The organism is Geothrix fuzhouensis, from assembly GCF_024609325.1.
Lineage (GTDB): Bacteria > Acidobacteriota > Holophagae > Holophagales > Holophagaceae > Geothrix > Geothrix fuzhouensis.
In genome coordinates this window covers 387388-407692 of sequence record NZ_JANHMQ010000002.1, presented here as the reverse complement: position 1 = coordinate 407692, position 20305 = coordinate 387388, and the positions used below count along the sequence as shown (strand labels likewise).

At 67.0% G+C, this 20305-nt stretch carries 15 protein-coding genes; 10 read left to right on the top strand and 5 right to left on the bottom strand.

From position 1 onward, the window contains the following. Positions 1-326: 326 nt before the first annotated feature. Positions 327-3203 (bottom strand): DUF748 domain-containing protein, encoded by a 2877-nt coding sequence (locus NOV74_RS09175; RefSeq protein WP_257311347.1) that lies wholly within the window; start codon positions 3201-3203, stop codon positions 327-329. Positions 3204-3357: 154 nt separating this feature from the next. Here NOV74_RS09175 and NOV74_RS09170 point away from each other — a divergent pair, with 154 nt between their 5' ends. Together NOV74_RS09170 and NOV74_RS09165 are read left to right on the top strand one after the other, a co-directional pair. After that, positions 3358-4677 (top strand): cyclic 2,3-diphosphoglycerate synthase, encoded by a 1320-nt coding sequence (locus NOV74_RS09170; RefSeq protein ID WP_257311345.1) that lies wholly within the window; start codon positions 3358-3360, stop codon positions 4675-4677. Positions 4678-4746: 69 nt separating this feature from the next. Next, positions 4747-5841, top strand: a complete 1095-nt coding sequence (locus NOV74_RS09165) for an NADH:flavin oxidoreductase/NADH oxidase (protein ID WP_257311343.1) — start codon at positions 4747-4749, stop codon at positions 5839-5841. A 21-nt stretch (positions 5842-5862) separates the two neighbouring features. Here NOV74_RS09165 and NOV74_RS09160 read toward each other — a convergent pair whose 3' ends face one another. Next, positions 5863-6567: a ComF family protein gene (locus NOV74_RS09160; RefSeq protein ID WP_257311340.1), complete on the bottom strand. Its 705-nt coding sequence runs from the start codon at positions 6565-6567 to the stop codon at positions 5863-5865. 111 nt (positions 6568-6678) lie between these two features. Here NOV74_RS09160 and NOV74_RS09155 point away from each other — a divergent pair, with 111 nt between their 5' ends. From NOV74_RS09155 to serC, 8 genes are all read left to right on the top strand, one after another. Further along, on the top strand, positions 6679-8187 hold the full coding sequence (locus NOV74_RS09155) for an amino acid permease (protein WP_257311338.1): 1509 nt from the start codon (positions 6679-6681) through the stop codon (positions 8185-8187). 236 nt (positions 8188-8423) lie between these two features. Further along, positions 8424-9887 (top strand): heparan-alpha-glucosaminide N-acetyltransferase domain-containing protein, encoded by a 1464-nt coding sequence (locus tag NOV74_RS09150; RefSeq protein WP_257311335.1) that lies wholly within the window; start codon positions 8424-8426, stop codon positions 9885-9887. 248 nt (positions 9888-10135) lie between these two features. Then, on the top strand, positions 10136-11380 hold the full coding sequence (locus NOV74_RS09145) for a hemolysin family protein (protein WP_257311332.1): 1245 nt from the start codon (positions 10136-10138) through the stop codon (positions 11378-11380). Positions 11381-11424: 44 nt separating this feature from the next. Beyond that, entirely contained in the window at positions 11425-12699 is a 1275-nt protein-coding gene (locus NOV74_RS09140; RefSeq protein ID WP_257311330.1) for a glycoside hydrolase family 113, read from the top strand. Between the two features lie 21 nt (positions 12700-12720). Next, positions 12721-13500, top strand: a complete 780-nt coding sequence (locus NOV74_RS09135) for a response regulator (RefSeq protein WP_257311327.1) — start codon at positions 12721-12723, stop codon at positions 13498-13500. Between the two features lie 133 nt (positions 13501-13633). Beyond that, entirely contained in the window at positions 13634-14875 is a 1242-nt protein-coding gene (locus NOV74_RS09130; RefSeq protein ID WP_257311323.1) for a DUF1015 domain-containing protein, read from the top strand. Positions 14876-15023: 148 nt separating this feature from the next. Then, positions 15024-15896 carry an NAD(P)-dependent oxidoreductase gene (locus NOV74_RS09125; RefSeq protein WP_257311322.1) on the top strand — a complete coding sequence of 291 codons (873 nt, stop codon included), beginning with the start codon at positions 15024-15026 and terminating at the stop codon, positions 15894-15896. Between the two features lie 11 nt (positions 15897-15907). Beyond that, positions 15908-17008 carry a 3-phosphoserine/phosphohydroxythreonine transaminase gene (gene serC, locus NOV74_RS09120; RefSeq protein WP_257311320.1) on the top strand — a complete coding sequence of 367 codons (1101 nt, stop codon included), beginning with the start codon at positions 15908-15910 and terminating at the stop codon, positions 17006-17008. Positions 17009-17063: 55 nt separating this feature from the next. On the opposite strand, the gene yihG is transcribed toward serC, so the two are convergent. The 3 genes from yihG to NOV74_RS09105 all read right to left on the bottom strand — a co-directional run bounded on the left by yihG (position 17064) and on the right by NOV74_RS09105 (position 20137). After that, on the bottom strand, positions 17064-17939 hold the full coding sequence (gene yihG / locus NOV74_RS09115; protein ID WP_257311318.1) for a 1-acylglycerol-3-phosphate O-acyltransferase, YihG family: 876 nt from the start codon (positions 17937-17939) through the stop codon (positions 17064-17066). 153 nt (positions 17940-18092) lie between these two features. Further along, positions 18093-18464 carry a metallopeptidase family protein gene (locus NOV74_RS09110; protein ID WP_371748438.1) on the bottom strand — a complete coding sequence of 124 codons (372 nt, stop codon included), beginning with the start codon at positions 18462-18464 and terminating at the stop codon, positions 18093-18095. Positions 18465-19123: 659 nt separating this feature from the next. Beyond that, positions 19124-20137 carry an integron integrase gene (locus NOV74_RS09105; protein ID WP_257311315.1) on the bottom strand — a complete coding sequence of 338 codons (1014 nt, stop codon included), beginning with the start codon at positions 20135-20137 and terminating at the stop codon, positions 19124-19126. Between the last annotated feature and the right edge of the window lie 168 nt (positions 20138-20305).

Below are 20305 nucleotides of genomic sequence, written 5' to 3'. Positions count from 1 at the left end.
CATGGAAAACTCCGAGGATATGCGAACTGGACTATGGAAAAATATTATTAACAAATGCCCATTTCAACCACAAAAAATGCCCTCGAGGTGTTCTTTTACCCTCCCCCGGGCAAAGCGCGCCTACCTCGGAGCGCGCCGGGGAGTTTCACCCCCCTGTAAAGCCGTTTGGGCTCCAACCGACACCCAGTTGGGCTTCGCACGCCGATGGCACCAAACGCCTTCAACTTCCGCACATGGAACCAGGCCGCGCTCTGCCAGTTTTCGCAGCAGGCATCGATGCCGCGATGGTTGGCCTGCAGTCCTTTGCGCCAGCCGGAAGGCCGCTGCTATTTGAGGCTGAACGCCACGACGGCGCCCTTGGCCTGCCCGGTCCTGACCTGGAAGACCCGGGTGGGATCGGCCTTGGCGGTGTCCAGCAGCCAGGACAGGACAGCCTTGGCGCGAGTGTCGGCCAATTGGGCGAGGTCGGCGGGGTCCACCTTCTGCGCGCCCAGCAGGCGCTGCTCCATCTCCGCGGGCGGCGGAGGCGGGGTCGGCTGGGCGCCCTTGAGCTCCTTTGGCGCGGGGAAGGCAGCCTCGAAGGCGGCCTTGACCCAGCGTTCCCGCTCAGAGGGGGGCACCGGGGCTTCTTCGGTGAGCTTCAACCCTCGGGCCCGGGTGCGTCGCAACAAGGCCTCCAGGGCGGCTTTGCGCAGGGCTCCGCCATCCTGGCCTTCATCCATGGCGCCCTCGGCCTCCAGCCTCAGCTCAGGCCGTTCCTGGAGGGCCTTGGCCAGGGCCTGGAGCTTGACCGTGGCGGCAGCATCCAGGGCCGCCTCGCCAGGAGCAAAGGCGACGCTGCTGAGATCGCCCGCCTCGCCACCGAAGAGCTTCCCGATGAGGGTGAACGGCGAGGTGGCGATCTTCCCCAGCAGGTTGAAGATGGCCTTCCACACCAGCTTGCCGTACTTCACATTGGGATCGTCGAGGCTGCCCTCGATGGGCAGGTCGAAGCCGATGACGCCCTTGCGGTCGCGGAGGATCGCCAGGCCGAGCTTCACGGGCAGGCCCGTGGCCTCCGGGCTCGGCACCTTCTCGCCCAGGTAGAACTGGTCGAGCTTCACGGCATTCTCGGACTTCAGGTTGCGGTGGTCGATGCGCAGGCGGGAATCCAGGACGAGTTTGCCCTTCTGCACGGTGTAGCCCAGGTACTTGCCGGTATAGGGCGTGAAGTCCGTGAGGTCCGCTCCCTGGATCTTCAGGAGCACGTCCGTGTCCAGGTCGCTGCGCAGGGGCATGGCGTGGCCCGTGATGGTGATGGGGGCCAGCCCGCCGGCCCGGCCCCTGAAGTCCACCTTCGACGAGGCATCGGGGCGGCTGGACAGGCCCAGGTAGCTGCCCTCCAGGTCGCTCAGCACCAGCGCCGCGTTCGGCTGCAGGGAACGGTCGATGTAGCTGAGGCGGCCACCGGTGATGCCGAAGGTCACGATGGTGAGATCCGGCGAGCCGGCGGGCGTGGCGGGCAGGACGGCGGCGGTCGGGGCGGTGGGCTTGCCTTCCGGGGCCAGCCGCAGGGCCCGGGCCACGTTGGTGCTGCCGTCGGGCTGCACCACGACGCGACCTTCGGGGTCGGTCCAGCCCACAGTCTGGATGACCACGGACAGGGGCTCCGAGCGGATCTCCGCCCCCGACAGGCGCAGCGCCTTCCAGCGCACGAAGGGCTCGTTCAGGGCCGCGTCCCGGGCCTCGAAGCCCTGCACGGAGGCGGCGCCCCGGTAGGTGATCCCATCGCTCTTGCGCCCCTCAAAGGCGAAGCGCACGCGCCCATCGGCGCCCAGCTTCCCGCTGGCGATGCGCAGGTCCAGGGCCGTGTCCAGATAGGGATCCCAGGGGGCCAGCTCCAGGCCCTCGGCCTTCACCTGCACCTCGCCGGACGCCTTGAGCGGCGCCACGCGGCCGTCCAGGTGGAGGGCCCCCGTCCCGAGCTTCAGGTCCAGGACCATCGGGCTGGCGGTCTCCGGTTCCAGGGTCAGGTCCTTCCAGCCCAGGGCCACATCCGTGGCCTCCATCTTCACGGGCCGCGCGGGGCCCAGGTCCCCCCAGCCCACCCGGAAGCCCTTCAAGGCCAGGTCGCGGATCAGGAGCTGGAGCGGCTTCTCGTCCTTTTTCTTCTCCTTGGGCTTTGGCGGCGCGAAGAGACGCGCCAGGTTCAGGGCGCCGTCCTTGGCGGCCTGGACCCGGAGCACGCCCTGGTCCGCGGTGACGGAGCCCAGCTCCACGGAAGGCGCCAGCAGATCGGCCCGGCCATCCTTGATGTCGAGGGAGGGCAGTTCGATGACGGGGTCCGCGACGCCGCGCTCGGCAACCTTCAGATCCCTTACCGCCACCTCCAGCCCGGACAGCTCCGCGACGTGGTGGCCCTTGGACCACTCGAAGCGGTATTGCGCCCGCACGGTGCCCGTGCCGCTGCGGATCTCGCTGGAGACCTGCTCCTGTTCGTAGGGGCGGTACTTGGGCAGCGCCAGATTCTCCAGCAGCAGGGTGCCCCTGGAGGCGAAGGGCTGGAAGCCCAGGTCCCCCTTCCAGGCCACGTGCTCCTTGGCTTCCGTCCAGGCCTCCAGGGTGACCCCGCTGCGGTGGCCGACCACCGTGCGCAGGCCATCCAGGCGGAAGGCGATGGGGCCCAGCTCCGAGTGGAAGGGGGCCGAGGCGGACCGGTCCATGAACTCCACCCGCCCGTCACGAAGCTCGAACCGGCGGACGTCCAGGATCCACGCGGAGGGTGGGGCCTCCTGGGCAGGGGCCTTGGCCGTGTCCTCCGCTTCGAGCAGATCCTGGAAGTTGAGACGGCCTTCATGATCCAGGACGGTCCGGACCGTCAGGCCGTCGACCTCGATGATGGCGAAGCCCACCGTGTGGCGCAGGAGCCGCCAGACGTAGGGGTTCACATAGGCGCGCCGCAGGGTGATCCAGTCGCCACCGCCCCGCTCGGCCACCCGCAGCCCTTCGAGGGTGACGCCAAAGGTGAAGGGGTTGAACCGCAGCTTGGCCACGGTGGTGGGGCGCTTCAGGGCCTGTGCGGCCGCCCGCTCGAGGCGGGGTTTGGCCAGGGCCGGAATCAGGAAGAAGCCCGCCAGGACCCACAGCGCGTAGAGCCCTGCCAGTCCGAGGATCAGGCGGCGCCACCGATGGAGGAAGGCCGAAAGGGGGGCTGGAATGGGCATGGAAGAAGCATAGACCTATCCCGGGCATGTGATTCAAGCCACAAGCCTGTTCTCAAGACACAGCCGGGAGGGCTATCCTCCCTGGGTCGCGGTGCCGCCAGGACTGCCACCCCCGAGCGTGTCGGCGCACCGCTGGACCGAAAGGCATAGGACCATGCCGATCCGACGCGTGGTGATCCTGGGAGCCGCCGGCCGCGACTTCCACAACTTCAACACCGTGTACCGGGACAACCCCGCGTACCAGGTGGTGGCCTTCACGGCCACCCAGATCCCGGACATCGCCGGTCGCCGCTACCCGGCCGTGCTCGCCGGAAAGCTCTATCCGGAAGGCATCCCCATCTTCGACGAATCGGAGTTGGTAAACCTCATCCGGCGAGAACGGATCGACGCCGCGGTGTTCTCGTATTCCGATGTGCCCCACGCCACCGTCATGCATCTGGCCAGCCTTTGCATCGCCCATGGCTGCGACTTCGAGCTGCTGGGCGCGGACAAGACCATGATCCAGTCCACCAAACCCGTCATCGGGATCACGGCCGTGCGCACGGGCGCCGGCAAGAGCCAGACCACCCGCTACATCAGCAACATCCTCAAGAAGCTCGGCAAGAAGGTCGTGGCCATCCGCCACCCCATGCCCTACGGCGACCTGGCCAAGCAGGCCTGCCAGCGCTTCGCGGACTACAGCGACCTGGACAAGCACGCATGCACCATCGAGGAGCGCGAGGAGTACGAACCGCACATTGACAACGGCTTCGTGGTCTACGCCGGCGTGGACTATGAACAGATCATCCGCAGCGCCGAACAGGAGGCCGACGTCATCCTCTGGGACGGCGGCAACAACGATTTGCCCTTCTACAAGAGCGACCTGCACCTCTGCATCGCCGATCCCCTGCGCTCCGGCCACGAGATGGCCTATCACCCCGGCGAAGCCAACTTCCGCATGGCCGACATCATCCTCATCAACAAGTGCGACAGCGCCAAGGAAGCCGACATCAAGGCCATCGAGGCCAACGCGGCCCTGGTGAACCCCAAGGCCCGCGTCATCCGCGCGAACAGCCCCGTGAGCTGCGACAAGCCGGAGATGGTGAAGGGCAAGCGGGCCCTGGTCATCGAGGACGGCCCCACGCTCACCCACGGCTCCATGACCTACGGCGCCGGCGTGGTCGCCGCCAAGGCCATGGGCGCGCACGAGATCGTGGATCCCACGCCCTACGCCGTGGCCTCCATCGCCGCCACCTACCGCAAGTACCCCAACGCTCAGGGCATCCTGCCCGCCATGGGCTACGGCGAGCAGCAGGTGAAGGACCTGCAGGCCACCATCGAGGCCACCCCCTGTGACGTGGTGCTCAGCGGCACCCCCATCGACCTCACCCGCATCCTCAAGGTCACCAAACCCATGACCCGCGTCCGCTACGACCTGGCGGAGATCCGGGAGGGGGTGCTGGAAGCAGAGGTGCGCAAGGCACTTCACGTGTAGGCAACGCACCCCGGGAGGGGTCTTCGGGCCCCTCCCGATTCAGCTACGCTCGTGGTTCCAGGAGTGCCCATGTCCCGTCTTTTCCAGCCCCTTCCCCTCCGCGGCCTCACACTTCCCAACCGCATTGCCGTCTCGCCCATGTGCCAGTACCAAGCCCAGGATGGATTGGCCAACGACTGGCACCTGGTCCACCTGGGCGGCCTGGCCCAGGGGGGCGCGGGCCTGGTGTTCACCGAGGCTACCGCCGTGGTCCCGGAAGGGCGCATCAGCCCGGATGATCTGGGCCTCTGGGACGATGACCAGGCCGAAGTGCTGGCCCGCATCGTCCATTTCATCGCCTCCCAGGGCGCCGTGCCGGGCATCCAACTGGCCCACGCGGGCCGCAAGGCCTCGAACCCGGCCCCCTGGAAGGGCAGCGGGAGCCTCCCCCCGGCCTCGGGCGGCTGGACGCCCGAGGCGCCCAGCGCCCTGCCCTTCGATGCCGGCTGGACTGTGCCCACGGCCCTGGATGAGCCCGGGATCCTGGCCATCATCGAAGCCTTCATGGACGCGGCGCGCCGTGCCGTGGCCGCGGGCTTCCGGGTCATCGAGGTCCACGCCGCCCACGGGTACCTGCTGCACCAGTTCCTGTCGCCCCTGTCGAACCACCGCACCGACGCATATGGCGGCTCCTTCGAGAACCGGACCCGCCTGGTCCGCGAGGTGGTGGGCGCCTTGCGCAACATCCTGCCCGAGGAGCTGCCCCTCTTCGCGCGGATCTCCGCCACGGATTGGGTGGAGGGCGGCTGGACTCTGGACGAGTCCGTGACCTTGGCGAAGGAGCTGAAGGACCTGGGCGTGGACCTGGTGGACTGCTCCTCCGGTGGCCTGGTACCCCGCGCCAACATCCCCCTGGGCCCCGGCTATCAGGTGCCCTTCGCCGCCCGGATCCGCGCCGAAGCGGGCCTCCTCACGGGCGCCGTGGGCCTCATCACCGGTGCCGAGCAGGCCGAGCAGATCCTGACTGAGGAATCCGCCGACATGATTCTGCTGGGTCGGGAACTCCTCCGCGACCCCCGCTGGCCCCTGCATGCCGCCCAGGCCCTGGGCGTGGACGTTCCCTGGCCCGCGTCCTACCTGCGCGCCGCCGGAAGCGCCGTGCCCATGAGGCAGGCGCTCAGCTAAAGCGCTCCGGAGTCTGCTTCCCTACAGTGCCCGGAACAGCGTCAGCACCCGCACCTCAGCCGCACCGCCCTCCTTCAGGGCCTGGGCACAGCGAAGCAGGGTGGTGCCGGTCGTCCACACATCGTCCACGAGCAGCACGGTTCCTTCCAACCCGAGGCCTGGCCGCAAGGTGATGGCCTTCCGGGGGAGGCGGCGGCGGGCGCTTTCGGTGCGTGCGGCCTGACGGCCGCTGAACCAGGCCTTGGTCAACAGGGACTCGAACGGCCGGCCAACCCGGTCGGCCACGGCCCGGCCGGCTTCGGCCCCCAGGTCGAACCCTCGCAGCAGGCGGCGCGGCCAGGCACTCGGCGCCGAGGTCACCAGGTCCACCTCCGAGGCCCAGTCCGGCAGCGGGGCCTGGGCCAAGCGCCGGAGGAGGGCCGCCCGCCACCCCGTTTCGCCCTGCTTGATGCCGGGCAACAGGAGCGCGCCCAGGGGTGGCCGGCCGCCGTGGTAGTCCCAGAGGGCATCCCCGTGCTCCCAGGCCACGGCCTCGGGACAGTCCGTTTCCGCATGCAGCAGGGCACAGCAGGCACAGCGCCCCTCGGGCAATGGCAGCAGGCCCTCCCAGCAGCGGGCGCAAAGCCCCGCCTCCGCGCCTTCTCCCACGCGGCCCAGGCAGCCCCGGCAGAGGAGCAGATAACCACGGGCCGCCGCGAGGCGGGGAAGGGAACCAGCCGGAAGCATCGGCCATCATAGCCCCGGCCCCTGGTGGTAGCATCGCCGGAAGCCCCTGGCGCACCATCCCCTGGAATCCCCTTCCGGGTTCACGAACCCGGATCGTATGGAGTCTTGTTCATGTCGAACGATCCACGTCCCGCCTCCCAGATTTTTGCGCGGAAGCCCCTGGCCCTCCTCCTCGAGGAGGCCAGGGGCGAGAACCGCCTCCGCCGCATCCTCGGCCCCGTGCAGCTCACCGCTCTGGGCGTGGGGGCCATCATCGGCGCCGGCATCTTCGTCGCCACGGGCGCCGCCGCCCACAACATCGCTGGTCCCTCCCTGATGCTCTCCTACGTCATCGCCGGCATCACCTGCATCTTCGCGGCCTTGTGCTATGCGGAATTCGCCGCCATGGTGCCTGTGGCCGGGTCGGCCTACACCTACGCCTACGCCACCCTGGGCGAGCTGTTCGCCTGGATCATCGGCTGGGATCTCATCCTCGAATACGGCGTCTCCAGTGCGGCCGTGGCCACGGGCTGGTCGGCCTACTTCCAGAGCGCCATCAGCAAGATCGGCATCCATGTGCCCAAGCTGGTGAGCGAATCCCCCTGGAAGTACGACCCCCTCACGGGCCACTTCGCGTCCACGGGCGCCTTCATGAACCTGCCCGCCCTCCTCATCGTGGCCCTGGTCACCGCCGTGCTGGTGAAGGGCATCCACGAAAGCGCCAACTTCAACGCGGCCATGGTGGCCATCAAGGTTGCGGCCGTGCTGTTCGTCATCGGCGTCGGCGCCTTCTTCATCAACACCACCAACTGGCATCCCTTCGCCCCCTTCGGCTGGACGGGCATCAGCTTCTTCGGCCACCACGTGGCGGGCCAGGTGGACGGCGGCGGCGCGCCCATCGGCACCATGGCCGGCGCGGCCATCATCTTCTTCGCCTACATCGGCTTCGATTCGGTCTCCACCCACACCGAGGAGGCCAAGAATCCCCAGCGCGACGTACCTATCGGCATCATCGTCTCCCTGGTGGTCTGCACGGTGCTCTACATCGCCGTGGTGGCCGTGCTCACGGGCATGGTCAAGTACGACCAGCTCGACATCAACGCGCCGGTCTCCATCGCCTTCAGCCAGAAGGGCCTGGGCTGGGCCGAGGGCCTCATCGCCACCGCCGGTGTGGCGGGCATCACCTCCGTGCTGCTGGTCATGATGCTGAGCGGCCCCCGCGTGTTCCTCGCCATGGCCCGGGACGGCCTGCTGCCCAAGGCCACCTTCGGCGACGTGCATCCGAAGTTCCGCACGCCCTGGAAGTCCACCATCCTCGTCGGCTGTTTCGTGGGCATTCTGGCGGGCTTCCTGCCGATCGATGCCCTGCTGCACCTGGCCAACATCGGCACCCTGCTGGCCTTCGTCATCGTCTGCGCCGCGGTGCTCATCATGCGGAAGAAGTACCCCGATGCCGAGCGGCCCTTCCGCTGCCCCTGGGTGCCCGTCGTGCCGGTCATGGGCGTCCTCAGCTGCCTCATGCTCATGTTCTCCCTGCCCGTGGCGAACTGGTGGCGGCTCATCACCTGGCTGGCCATCGGCTTCATCATCTACTTCCTCTACGGCAAGAAGCACAGCGTGATGCGGAAGCAGGCCACCTAAACACGATCAATGGAAAAGTAGAAACCACAGATGTCGCAGATGACGCAGATGGGTGAGCCCAGGGCTTTTCATCTGCGCAAATCTGCGACATCTGCGGTTAAACACTTTTCAAGATCAGTCATGGCATGCTTTTTCAGTGGACCTCCGTTTCCTCCTACGATCTCGGCGAGTGTTTTTCTTTCGAGATCTGGTCGAACAACCGAAGCGTTCCTTGAATGCCAAATGAGGAAGATGCGATGTCTCTCTGGAATGACCTGACGCCCTCCAAGCGCTGCGACTGGATCGACCAGCTGCGGGGCTGGGCGGTGATCGTGATGATCGAAGTGCATGCGGTGAATGTGTGGCTGCACGCTGGGTTGCGTCCCGACTGGCTGAACTACCTCAACGGCCTGGTGGCGCCCAGCTTCACCATGGCCGCGGGCTACAGTCTGGCGATCTCCACCTTCCGGACGGATGGCACGCTGCGGCCCTTCTGGCCCGATACGGCCCGGCGCCTGGGCTTCATCCTGCTCTGCGCCTATGCCTTGCACGCACCGGGCCTCACGGCCGCGGACTGGACGGTGCTCAACACCACGCAGAAGGCCCGGGAGCTGTTCAAGATCGACGTGCTCCAGTGCATCGTCTTCTCCTTGCTCATCCTCCAGTTGCTCGCTCGCCTGGTGCGGAACCCGCGGATCTTCACTGCCCTCGCCCTGGCGATCGCCGTATTCGTGCCGGTGATCGCGCCCCACCTCTGGGCCACGGGCGTGGCGGACGGCATGTGGCTGCCCATCCGCGGGCTCTTCAACGGCAATGCCGACCGCGGCGTGCAGGCCCTGTTCCCGCTGTTCCCCTGGATCGCCTTCCCGGCTTTTGGCGCCTTCCTGGGAGGGCTGTACCGGCACTTCCGCGTCGAGGTCGCCGATGGGAAGGCCCGCTGGAGCGAAGCCCGCTTCCTCGCCGGGCTTGCGGTCGTCGGCGCCTTCCTGCTGACCTGGGGCGCCTCGGCCCAGCACGCCTGGCTCTGGGGCGGCACCTGGCTCCAGGAGAACGGCGTATGGCTGCTGCACAGCCGCTCCGGCGCCTTCACCTACAGCGAGCTCGGAGCCATCTCCAACACCACCCTGCCCAGTGTGGCCGCCCGCCTGGGCTGGATCCTCCTCGGCGGCACGGTCATGGGCGCGGTAGACCTGCTCCGCCCCCGCTGGAAGGGCCCCAACCCCATCGATGCCGCCAGCCGGGAATCGCTGCTGCTCTACATGCTCCACCTCAACCTGATCTTCAGCGTGCTGCTGGCCCCCGCGGTCATCGCCCTCACCGGCTGGGGCTGGGGCAGCCTGGGCTGGACGGGCACCCTGCTGATGACGGCGACCCTCATCGCCCTGACCCTCACCGCCGGCGTCTGGTGGCAGAAGGTGCGGAAGTCGCCGGACCTCATGCGCCGACTCCAGCACCGGGCCGTGGCCGTGCTGGGCGTCTGGTTCGTGCTGGGCGGCTGGTGGACCTTCCGCCACTTCCTCCAAAGCCCCGAATTGGCGAAGGAACCCTACGGTTTCCTGAACGCCGCCCGGGCCCGCAAGGGACTGCCTCCCACGCCTGACGGTCTGTGCCGCGACCCGGAGGAATACTTTCGCGAAGCCGAACGACGGAAGCTGCACCTCAGCCCGCGGGCGAAGGCCGCGGTGGCCCGACAGATCCTGGCGAGGCAGGAACATCCTTGAGGTGACCTGCTTCTGGACCTCTTAAACGGCAGGAACACAGAGGGCACAGAGAGCAACAGAGGACGCAGAGAATTGCTGCATGACGGTGGTCGAGAACCTTCATGATTCCGAAGCCCTATCGGCCACGAGTGTCCTGGGGGTGCTCCCCTTTTCAGCGCTTTTCTCTGCGTCCTCTGTGGGCGTCTGCGTCCTCTGTGTTCCGCTTTTTCATCCCGGGATAACCTAATGAATCTAAGATGAATGGAACAATGGCTGATCCTGGCGGCAACGCCCCCCCATCCTGGCTTCTCCTCGCCGCCCTGGCCTTGCTCCTCTACCGGATCGGGATCACGGCTCTGCTCTCGGCGTTCCACGCCCTGCCCTCGCTGCAGCGCCGGCGGCTCCTCGAAGAGGGCGCCATCCGGGATGCGCGCCTGGCGACGCTGCTGGAGCGGCCCCGCGCCCTGGGCATGGGCCTCGAATTCTGGAACAAGGCCCTCCTGCTGGTCCTCCTGGGCCTGCTCTGGCCCTTCCGCCTCGCCCTCCCCGGCGGCGGTTGGAGCCTCGGCTTCCTGGTGCTGGTGGGACTCTGGGGGCTGGACCTGGCCCTGCCCGCCCTCCTCACGTCCGGCGATCCAGGTCGTTGGCTGATCCGCCTCTTCCCTCTCTATTCGCCCATCCAGCCCCTTCTTGGACCTCTGGTGGAACCCGTGGCCCGGCTCATCGACCGGCGTTCCCAGGAACGCGCGAAGGACGCCGAGCCTGAGGACGCCACCGAGGAGGCCGTCACCGCCCTGCTGGAGGAAGGCGAGGCCGAGGGCATCCTGGAGGCCGGAGACCGGGAGCTCATCCGGAACGTCGTGACCTTCGGTGACACCCTGGTGCGCGAGGTGATGACCCCCCGCCCCCGCATCGCGGCACTCCCCCTGGATGCCACCATTCCGGAAGCCTGGCAGGCCTTCACCCAGACCCGCCATTCGCGGCTGCCTGTCTACGAGGGTGGCATCGACCACATCCGCGGCGTGCTGCTGCTCAAGGACCTCATCCAGCTTCCTGACGGCGAGCATCCCCCGCTGTCTGCGCTCATGAAGCCCCCCCGCTTCGTGCCCGAGAGCAAGCCGGTCATGGACCTGCTCCGCGAAATGCAGCGTACCCGCACCCAGCTCGCCATCGTGGTGGACGAGTTCGGCGGCCTCTCCGGCCTGGCCACCATGGAGGACCTGCTGGAGGAGGTCTTTGGCGAGATCCAGGATGAGCACGAGGCTCCCGCCGGCCTGGTGGTGCAGTCCCCCGGTGTCTACCTGGTCTCCGGTCAGGCCCATGTGGAGGACGTGGCCCAGCGCCTGGGTCTCACCTGGGAGCGGGATGGTTTCGACACCCTGGCCGGCCTGGTCCTCGCCCGCCTCGGCCGCGTGCCCCGTCCCCAGGAATCCGTGAACGTGGAAGGCGCCCGCCTCACGGTGCTGAAGATGGAAGGCACGAGGATCGTGCAGGTACGGGTCGAGCGGACATAGCTCCAGACGCCATGCCCCCCGCTAACCTGGAAGCCGGAGTCTTCATGCCCCGTCGCATCCTCGCCCTGATGGCCGTCCTGGCCCTGCCCCTCGCCCTCTGGGTCATCCGCCGCTCGCAGCGGAAGGCCCTGGTGCCCCAGCCGCGCGGCATGGTGCTGGGACTCTACGCCGGGGTGCCGGACTACGACTACGGGGAGGAACTGGATCGCATCGCGGCGACCGGCGCCACCTGCGTGAGCCTCCAGGCCATCTACCGCATGGACACGGGCCACAGCACCGAGATCCGCCGCCATCCCACGTCCAGCCCCACGGAAGAGAGCCTGCGGCGCACCTTCCACCAGGCCAAGGTGCGCGGCCTGCGCATGATGTTCTTCCCCACCATCAACCTGCGGGACGAGGCGGACAACGCCGACTGGTGGCGCGGCAACATCGAGCCCTCAGACTGGGACCTCTGGTGGCGCAATTACACGGACTTCAACGTGCGCCTGGCGACCCTGGCCCAGGAGGGCGGCGTGGAGTGGTACAGCCTCGGCACCGAGATGGCCTCCACCCATGCCTTTCCCGACCACTGGCGGACGCTCGCCGCCGAGGTGCGCAAGGTCTTCAAGGGCAAGCTGGTCTACAGCGTGAACTTCGATAGCCACGACAGCTTCACCTTCGGCGACTGCCTGGATGTCATCGGCATCAACACCTACGATCCCATCGCCAAGTACGACGAATACCCCACGCCCATCCAGATCCGCGACGCCTGGTGGTGGATCGTCTACAAGGCCCGCACGCTCTCGGCCCGCTTCGCCGACGCCAAGGGGCCCAAGCCCGTGATGATCACCGAGGTTGGCTATCCCAGCGTGGCCCACGCCCATGTGGGCCCCTGGGACTTCCGCACGGACAAGCCCGTGGACCTCGCCCTCCAGGACCTGCTGCTGAAGGGCGCCTTCGGCGTGCTGCGCCACTGGAGCGATGGCGACGCCGTGTTCTATTACCTTTATGGGGAGAACCTCAACCAGAAGCCCATCGGCGGCCCGCTCGACCGCACCTACGCCGTGTGGGGCAAGCCTGCCGAGGCCACCCTGCGCACCTACTTCCACGAGCCCATCTGGGAGGGCCACATCCCCCCCAAGGCGGAGAACCTCCACGAGGCCATGGTGCAGTCCCTCGTGAGCTGGCATCGCAAGGTGCGGGACTACGAGGACGCAGAGCTGCCCCCCTGGGTGCTGGACTGGGAGGCCCGGCACCCCCGGGACGCCGCCGAAGCCCTGGCGATTTTGGCGAAAGAACCCACCCCGGCGCGTAAAATCCCAAAAGGGGAAGCCCACTGACGGTATTCTCGGAGGCATCCCATGAACGCCTCCCCCCGCTCCCGCCCCCTGCCCAACTTCGAGGCCCCCTCCCGGACTCTGCTCGTGGTGGAGGACGACCGGGCCACCCTCAGCCTCTACCGGGCTGGGCTGAAGGGCCTGCAGGGCTTCCGGATCCTCTCGGCCCAGAATGGCCACGAGGCGCTGGACGTGCTCAAACATGAAGCCGTCCACGTGCTGGTCACGGACCTCGACATGCCCGTCATGGATGGCTTCAACCTCATCACCAAAGTGGGGCGGCTCTACCCGCAGATCCCCGTGATCGTCATGACCGGCCTCGACGAGACCCAGCATCTGAACACCCCCCTGGACCTGGGGGCGGTCCGCATCCTCAGCAAGCCGCTCCGCCTGGGTTTCCTGATGGAGGTGATCCGCACGGCGGTCCAGGCCGAACCCGTGGGGCTGATCCGCGGCCTGAGCCTCGGCAGCATCCTCCAGCTTCTGGCCTGGGAGCAGAAGTCCTGCACCCTCACGGTGAAATCCGAAGCCGGCCTGGGCCACCTCTACCTGCACCGGGGCGAGGTGATCCACGCCGCCTACCGCAACCAGGAGGGGTTCCCCGCGGCCTACGAGATCCTCACCTGGGACCATCCGGACATCGAGTTCGTCGAGACCTGCCGAGTCGAGCGGACCATGGACCTCCCGCTTACCGAGCTCCTGCTGAACGTGGCCCTGATCACCGACTCGCTGGGGCCCAATCCTGCAGCCACCCCGGAAGCCAGTCCCGGCACCGACCCGTCTGCGGTCCAGTCCGGAATTTGACAGATCGCGCCATCCAGGCCCCAAGTCTGGGACTTTCGTCAAAACCGGATAGACGGGCCCACCAAAGGGCACCCGCCGGGGAATAATGGCGCGTGTGTGCGGCCCCACGGGGGCCCTTTCCAGGCAGGTGTCCATGTCCCAGCTGAAGCCCTTCCGCGCCTACCGCCCCCGGCCCGAGCTTGCGGCCCAGGTGGCCGCCGTGCCCTACGACGTGGTGAACACCCAGGAGGCCGCCGAACTGGCCAAGGGAAACCCCCACTCCTTCCTCCACGTGGGCCGGCCCGAAATCGACCTCCCCGCGGGCACGGACGTCCACGCCGACGAGGTGTACGCCAAGGGCGTGGCGAACCTCATGCGCATGATCGAGACGGGCACGCTCATGCACGAAGGCCTCCCCTCCCTCTACGTCTACCAGCAGCGCATGGGCGACCATGTCCAGGCGGGCCTGGTGGGCCTCTGCTCCGTGCAGGAGTACGAGACGGGCCTCATCAAGCGCCACGAGTTCACCCGCAAGGACAAGGAAGATGACCGCACCCGGCACATCACCGAGCAGAACGCCAACGCCGAGCCGGTCTTCCTCACCTACCGGGCCGTGCCCTACATCGATCACATCGTCGATGACATCCGGAAGCTGCCGCCGGTCTATGACGTGGTCACGCCGGACGGCATCGGCCACACCGTGTGGGTCGTCACCGGCGAGACGGTGATCTACGAGCTGGTGAACCTCTTCAATGGCGTGCCGGCCCTCTACATCGCCGATGGCCACCACCGCACCGCCGCCGCCATCCGCTACGGCCAGGCCCGCCGCGCCGCCGCCGGGGCGGCCGCCACGGGCGACGAATCCTTCGAAAGCTTCATGGCCGTGGTCTTCCCCCACAACCAGCTGAAGATCATGGACTACAACCGGGTGGTGAAGGACCTCAACGGCCACAGCCCCGAGGCCTTCCTCGCCAAGGTAAAGGAGACGTTCGACGTGGCCGTCTCGCCGCACCGCGCGGCCCAGGCCCCCACCACCTTCGGCATGTATCTCGGCGGCACATGGTACGAGCTGAAGGCCAAGCCCGGCACCTACCCCGCCAGTGATCCGGTGCGCGGCCTGGATGTCAGCATCCTCCAGGAGAACCTGCTCGACCCGATCCTCGGCATCGACGATCCCCGCACCAACACCCGCATCGACTTCGTGGGCGGCATCCGCGGCATGGACGAGCTGGAGCGCCGCGTGAAGGAAGGCTACGCCGTGGCCTTCTCGGTGTATCCCACCTCGCTCACGCAGCTCATGAGCGTGGCCGATGCCGGCGAAGTGATGCCCCCCAAGTCCACCTGGTTCGAACCCAAGCTGCGCTCCGGCCTGCTGGTCCGGATGTACGAAGGCTGATTCTGGCAACACGAAAAACATTAAAGGATTAACCGCAGATGACGCAGATTTCGCAGATGAAAAACAGAAGAGATCTTTTATCTGCGACATCTGCGGTTTCAATTCCTTGCTTGTTTGTTTAGACCCGCAACGCCCCGCTGGAGTGTCCATGCACATCCTCATTGCCGAAGCCTTCGACGCCAAGCTGCCGGAGCGCCTCACGCCCTTCGGAACCACCAGCTCCGACATGGCCACCCTCGACCGGGCCAACGTCCTCCTGGTCCGGTCCAAGACCAAGGTGAACGCTGACCTCCTGGCCCAGGCCCCCGCCCTCAAGCTCGTCATCCGCGGCGGCGTGGGCATGGACAACGTGGACAAGAAGCTCTGCGCCGAACGGGGCGTCAAGGCCATGAACACGCCCAGGGCCAGCAGTGTGGCCGTGGCGGAAATGGCCATGGCCTTCATGGTCGCCATCCCCGCCCGCCTGATCGAGGCCCACACCTCCATGAAGGAAGGGAAGTTCCTCAAGAGCGAGCTGAAGCGGACGGAGCTCTTCAAGAAGACCCTGGGCCTCATCGGCGCCGGGAACATCGCCACCGAGGTGGCCAAGCGCGCCCAGGCCTTCGGCATGGAGGTGATCGCCTTCGATCCCTTCCTCAAGGCGCACCCCATCGCGACGATGGTGAGCCTCGATGAGCTGGCCGCCAAGGCTGACTTCATCAGCATCCACACGCCCCTCACGGACGAGACCCGGGGCATGATCAACGCTGCCTTCCTCGCCAAGGTGAAGGACGGCGTCGTCCTCATCAACACCGGCCGCGGCAAGTGCGTGGTGGATGCCGACCTCGCCGCCGCGCTCCACAGCGGCAAGGTGCGGGCCTATGGCACGGACGTGTGGCCCAGCGACCCGCCCCCGGCCGACTGCCCCCTGCTCCACGCCCCCAACGTGTTCATGGCCCCCCACCTCGGCGCCAGCTCCAAAGAGAACCTCGGCCGCATCGGCGACGAGGTGGTGGCCATCCTGTCAGACTTCAAAGCGTGAGGAGATCCCCCATGACCCATCGTGTGATCAACTTTTACGCTGGCCCCGCGGGGCTGCCCCTGCCCGCGCTGGAGCGCGCGCAGGACGAGCTGCTGGACTTCGCAGGCACCGGCATGTCCGTCATGGAAGTCAGCCACCGGTCGAAGGAGTACGACGCGGTGCACGAGGAGGCCATCGCCCTCACCAAGGAGCTGATGGGGCTGCCCTCCAACTACACGGTCCTGCTGCTCCAGGGCGGCGCCCACCTCAGCTTCGGCATGATCCCCCTGAACCTGCTGCGCGGCGGCCGGAAGGCCGACTACATCAACACCGGCAACTGGGCGGAGAAGGCCACCAAGGAAGCCAAGCTCGTGGGCGGCGACAACGTCCGCATCGCCGCCAGCACCAAGGAGCTGAAGTACAGCCGCCTGCCCCACGCCGATGAGATCAAGGTCGGCCCCGACAGCGCCTTCGTGCACTTCACGTCGAACAACACTGTGGAAGGCACCCAGTGGCACGAGTTCCCCAAGGTGGGCGACGTGCCCTATGTCTGCGACATGAGCAGCGACATCATGTGGCGCCCGTTTGATGTGAGCCCCTTCGGCCTCATCTACGGCGGCGCCCAGAAGAACCTCGGCCCCAGCGGCGTCACGCTCACCATCATCCGCGAGGACTTCCTCGAGATGTGCGAAGCCCAGGACCTGCCCAGCTACCTGCGCTACAAGATCCACGCCGAGAAGAACAGCCTCTACAACACCCCGCCCACCTTCGGCATCTACATCCTGCGCAACGTGCTCGCCTACAACAAGAGCATCGGCGGCCTGAAGGCCATCGAAGCCAACAACCTGAAGAAGGCCGAACTGCTCTACGGCTGCATCGACAAGCACAGCGGCTTCTACCGCGGCTTCGTCACCGAGAAGGCCCACCGCAGCGTCATGAACGTGGACTTCTTCCTGCCCACCCCCGAGCTGGACGACCAGTTCGTGAAGGAGGCCAAGAAGGCCGGCATGGTGGGCCTGAAGGGCTACCGCGACATCGGCGGCATCCGCGTCAGCACCTACAACGCCGTCACCGTGGACAACGTGAAGACCCTGGTGGACTTCATGGAGCAGTTCGTGAAGGTGAACGGGTAGGTCCGGGACGAAATCCCGCGATGCAGAAAGGGCGCCGGATGGCGCCCTTTCTGCATCAACCGAGGCCCAGGACGATCTCCTCGATCCTGTGGTCCTTCTCCGTCCAGATCTCGTGCAGCCAGGCCTGCATGCGGGCCCGGAAGGCAGGGTCGCCCTCGTAATCGCCCCCCAGCAGCTCCTTGGGGATCTCCAATTCTCGCACCCGCACCACCACCTGCTTCACCTTGCCGGAAAGGAAGTCCCAGAAGCTGGGCACGCCCTCGGGGTAGACGATGGTGACGTCGAGCAGGGCGTCGAAGCGCTCGCCCATGGCGCTCAGCGCCGTAGCCAGGCCGCCCACCTTGGGCTTCAGCAGATGCCGGTAGGGCGACTGCTGGGCCTCCTTCTTCGCGGGGCTGAAGCGCGTGCCCTCCAGGAAGTTCATCACCGACGTGGGGATCTGCCGGAACTTCTCGCAGGCCCGGCGCGCCGTGGCGAGGTCCTTCGACCGGCTGCCGCTGCGGCGGCGCATGAAAGGGAAGTCCAGGGCCCACCAGGCCAAACCCATCACGGGCACGTAGAGCAGCTGGCGCTTGAGGAAGAACTTCAGGAAAGGCACCTTGCGGTGGAAGACCTTCTGCAGCACCAGGATGTCCACCCAGCTCTGGTGGTTGCTGCTCACCAGGTACCAGCCCTTGCGCCGCAGGCCTTCCAGGCCCCGCACATCCCAACGGATGCGGTGCACCACGGCCATCCACCAGCCGTTCACGGCGATCCAGCCCTCCGCCAGGGCATTCAGCGCCCGGTCCGCGCCCCGGCGGACGGCGCCGACCGGCAAGGCCAGCTTCAGCAGGGCCAGGGGGATCATGCCCGAGAAGATGGCCACGGCATTGGCCGCCAGCACGGAGCCGGCGACGCTGCCCTTGAAGGTCGACCACAGGCGTTTCAGCATCAGCACTCCGGGCTTCCAGGCACGTTTCAGCCCAATGAATCAGTTTATCGGAGGATGGGAATGGCTGCGGGAGGGAAAAAACAGCCCGCCCCCAGCCCTTTCAGCTATCTCCAAGAGGCTCTGCTGATCCAGCCACCTTCAGGCAGAACCAGCCTAGGCCCAGCCCAGCTCCCTTAGGCGTTGTTCGCTGATGCCGAAGTGGTGGGCGATCTCGTGGATGACGGTGGTGGCGATCTCCTCCCGCAGGTCGTCCTCGTCCCGGCAGTCCTCCAGCAAGGGCCCGCGGTAGAGGGTGATGCGGGGTGGCAGGTCGCCGGATTCCGCCCGCCCCTCCGTCAGGGCCCGCCCCGAGTAGAGGCCATAGAGCGTCTCGTCCTCGGGCACGCCCAAGTCGTCCAGCAGCGCATCGGGTGCCCAGTCCTCGAGGACGATCGCCACACCTTCGAGGTACGGCCGGAACTCCTCCGGCACGAGCCCCAGCGCCTCGTCCACCAGCTGCCGGAATCTTAGATGGGAGATGTGCATGGCCCGATCGTACCGCCGCAGAGCTCCTAAACGATCCATTCAGCCACTGATTTCGGCTTGGCTGGTTTTCAGAGACAGGCTTTTCAGCCACTGATGCACGGTGATGACGGTGATTGGGCCTCGGCTGATTCGGCAGGGGCCCGCCGGAGGCGGCTTCCAGAATTGCCGGAAGTCACGGAGGGTGCGAGGGCCACGCTCCCGAAGCGGCGCGGCCCTGGGACCCTCCACGAGCCCATTCTGCGCTGAGCATGAAATCACTGAAATCGGTGGCAAAAAAGCTTTTTTGCTTATCGGCGAGCCTCCGCCTGAAAGTCTGAAACCGCAGATGAGCGCAGAAAAGACGTCCATAAGCGGAGGTTTGCGGAGGAGCCGAGGAAAGCGGAGGAAAGGACCATGCACCTGGCGCTCCAGCCAGGACATCCGGGCCTCCGGACCCAGGTCGCGCTTCGCGCGGCCTGCTTCGCGGGCGGCGGCCACGGCGGCCCCTGGAAGCCGCCCGGAGCCGCCGCCCGAGGAGGGATGTCCGCGGTGAGCCCGGCCCCTTCTGCGCCCTCTGTGTGCGCCCAACGGGCGCTTCTGTGCCTTCTGTGTTCCTGCTTTTCTGGCTGAGATCCGCCGATAATCAGAAAAGCCATTTCAGCTCACCACGGAAGGCTTCTTCACAGCCCATCCAGCGGGCTGGGCACGCCGCGGCCGCCACGGTTCAGCACATGGGTGTAGATCATGGTGGTGGCCACGTCCTTGTGCCCCAGCAGCTCCTGCACGGTGCGGATGTCGTGGCCAGATGCAAGCAGGTGGGTCGCGAAGCTGTGGCGCAGCACGTGCGGCGTGACGGGCTTCACCAGCTCCGCGGCCCGGCCGGCCAGCCGGACGGCCTTCTGCACGCTCTCTGGATGGAGGTGATGCCGGAAGAAGGCGTCCGAGCGGGGATCCGCCGAACGCTGGGCCGACGGAAAGACCCACTGCCAACCCCAAGCCCGCGCCGCGAAGGGGGCCTTGAGCCCCAGCGCATCCGGCAAGGCGACCTCCCCGAACCCCTCCGCCAGATCCCGTTCATGCAAGGCGCGCACCCGGTCCAGATGGGCCCGGAGCGGGCCAGCCAGACGATCCGGGAGCATGGTGACCCGGTCCTTGCCCCCCTTCCCGTCGCGCACCACGATCTCCCGCCGCTCGAACTCCAGGTCCTTCACCCGCAGTCGCAGCCCTTCCATCAACCGCAGTCCGGTCCCGTACAGCACCTGCGCCAGCAGGGCCATCCCGCCCTCCATCTGGTCGAACAAAGCCCGCACTTCCCCCGGTGTGAGCACCACGGGCAGCCGCGACTGGCGCTTGGCCTGGATGACCTCGGACAGCCATGGGAGGTCCACCTCCAGCAGGTTCCGGTAGAGGAAGAGCAGGGCCGCCTTCGCCTGGTTCTGCGTCGACGGTGACACGCCCCGGTCCACCGCCAGGTGATTCAGAAACGCCTGGACTTCGGACGCCCCCATGTCCTTCGGATGACGCTTGCCGTGAAAGAGGATGAAGCGCCGCACCCAATCCACATAAGCGTCCTCCGTCCGCAGGCTGTAATGCCGGACCCTCAGGCTGTCCCGCAGCTGATCCAGGAACCGGGGCGGCGGTGTCGCAGTCCCCGCGTTCCGCCCTTCACCGGTCTGCCTATTCACCTCGAGCATGGCATCCGCTCCGATCGCCCCAAGCCGCCTATTGCGCTAACCTGACTTCAGAACCTCGACTCGAACACGCTGAACTGGGCTCAATCTATCGCCTTTTTTTCGCCCGTCAAGCCCCTCTCCCAGTACGCCCATTCCCCTAAGCACAACCTCCCCACCCCCCACCCCACC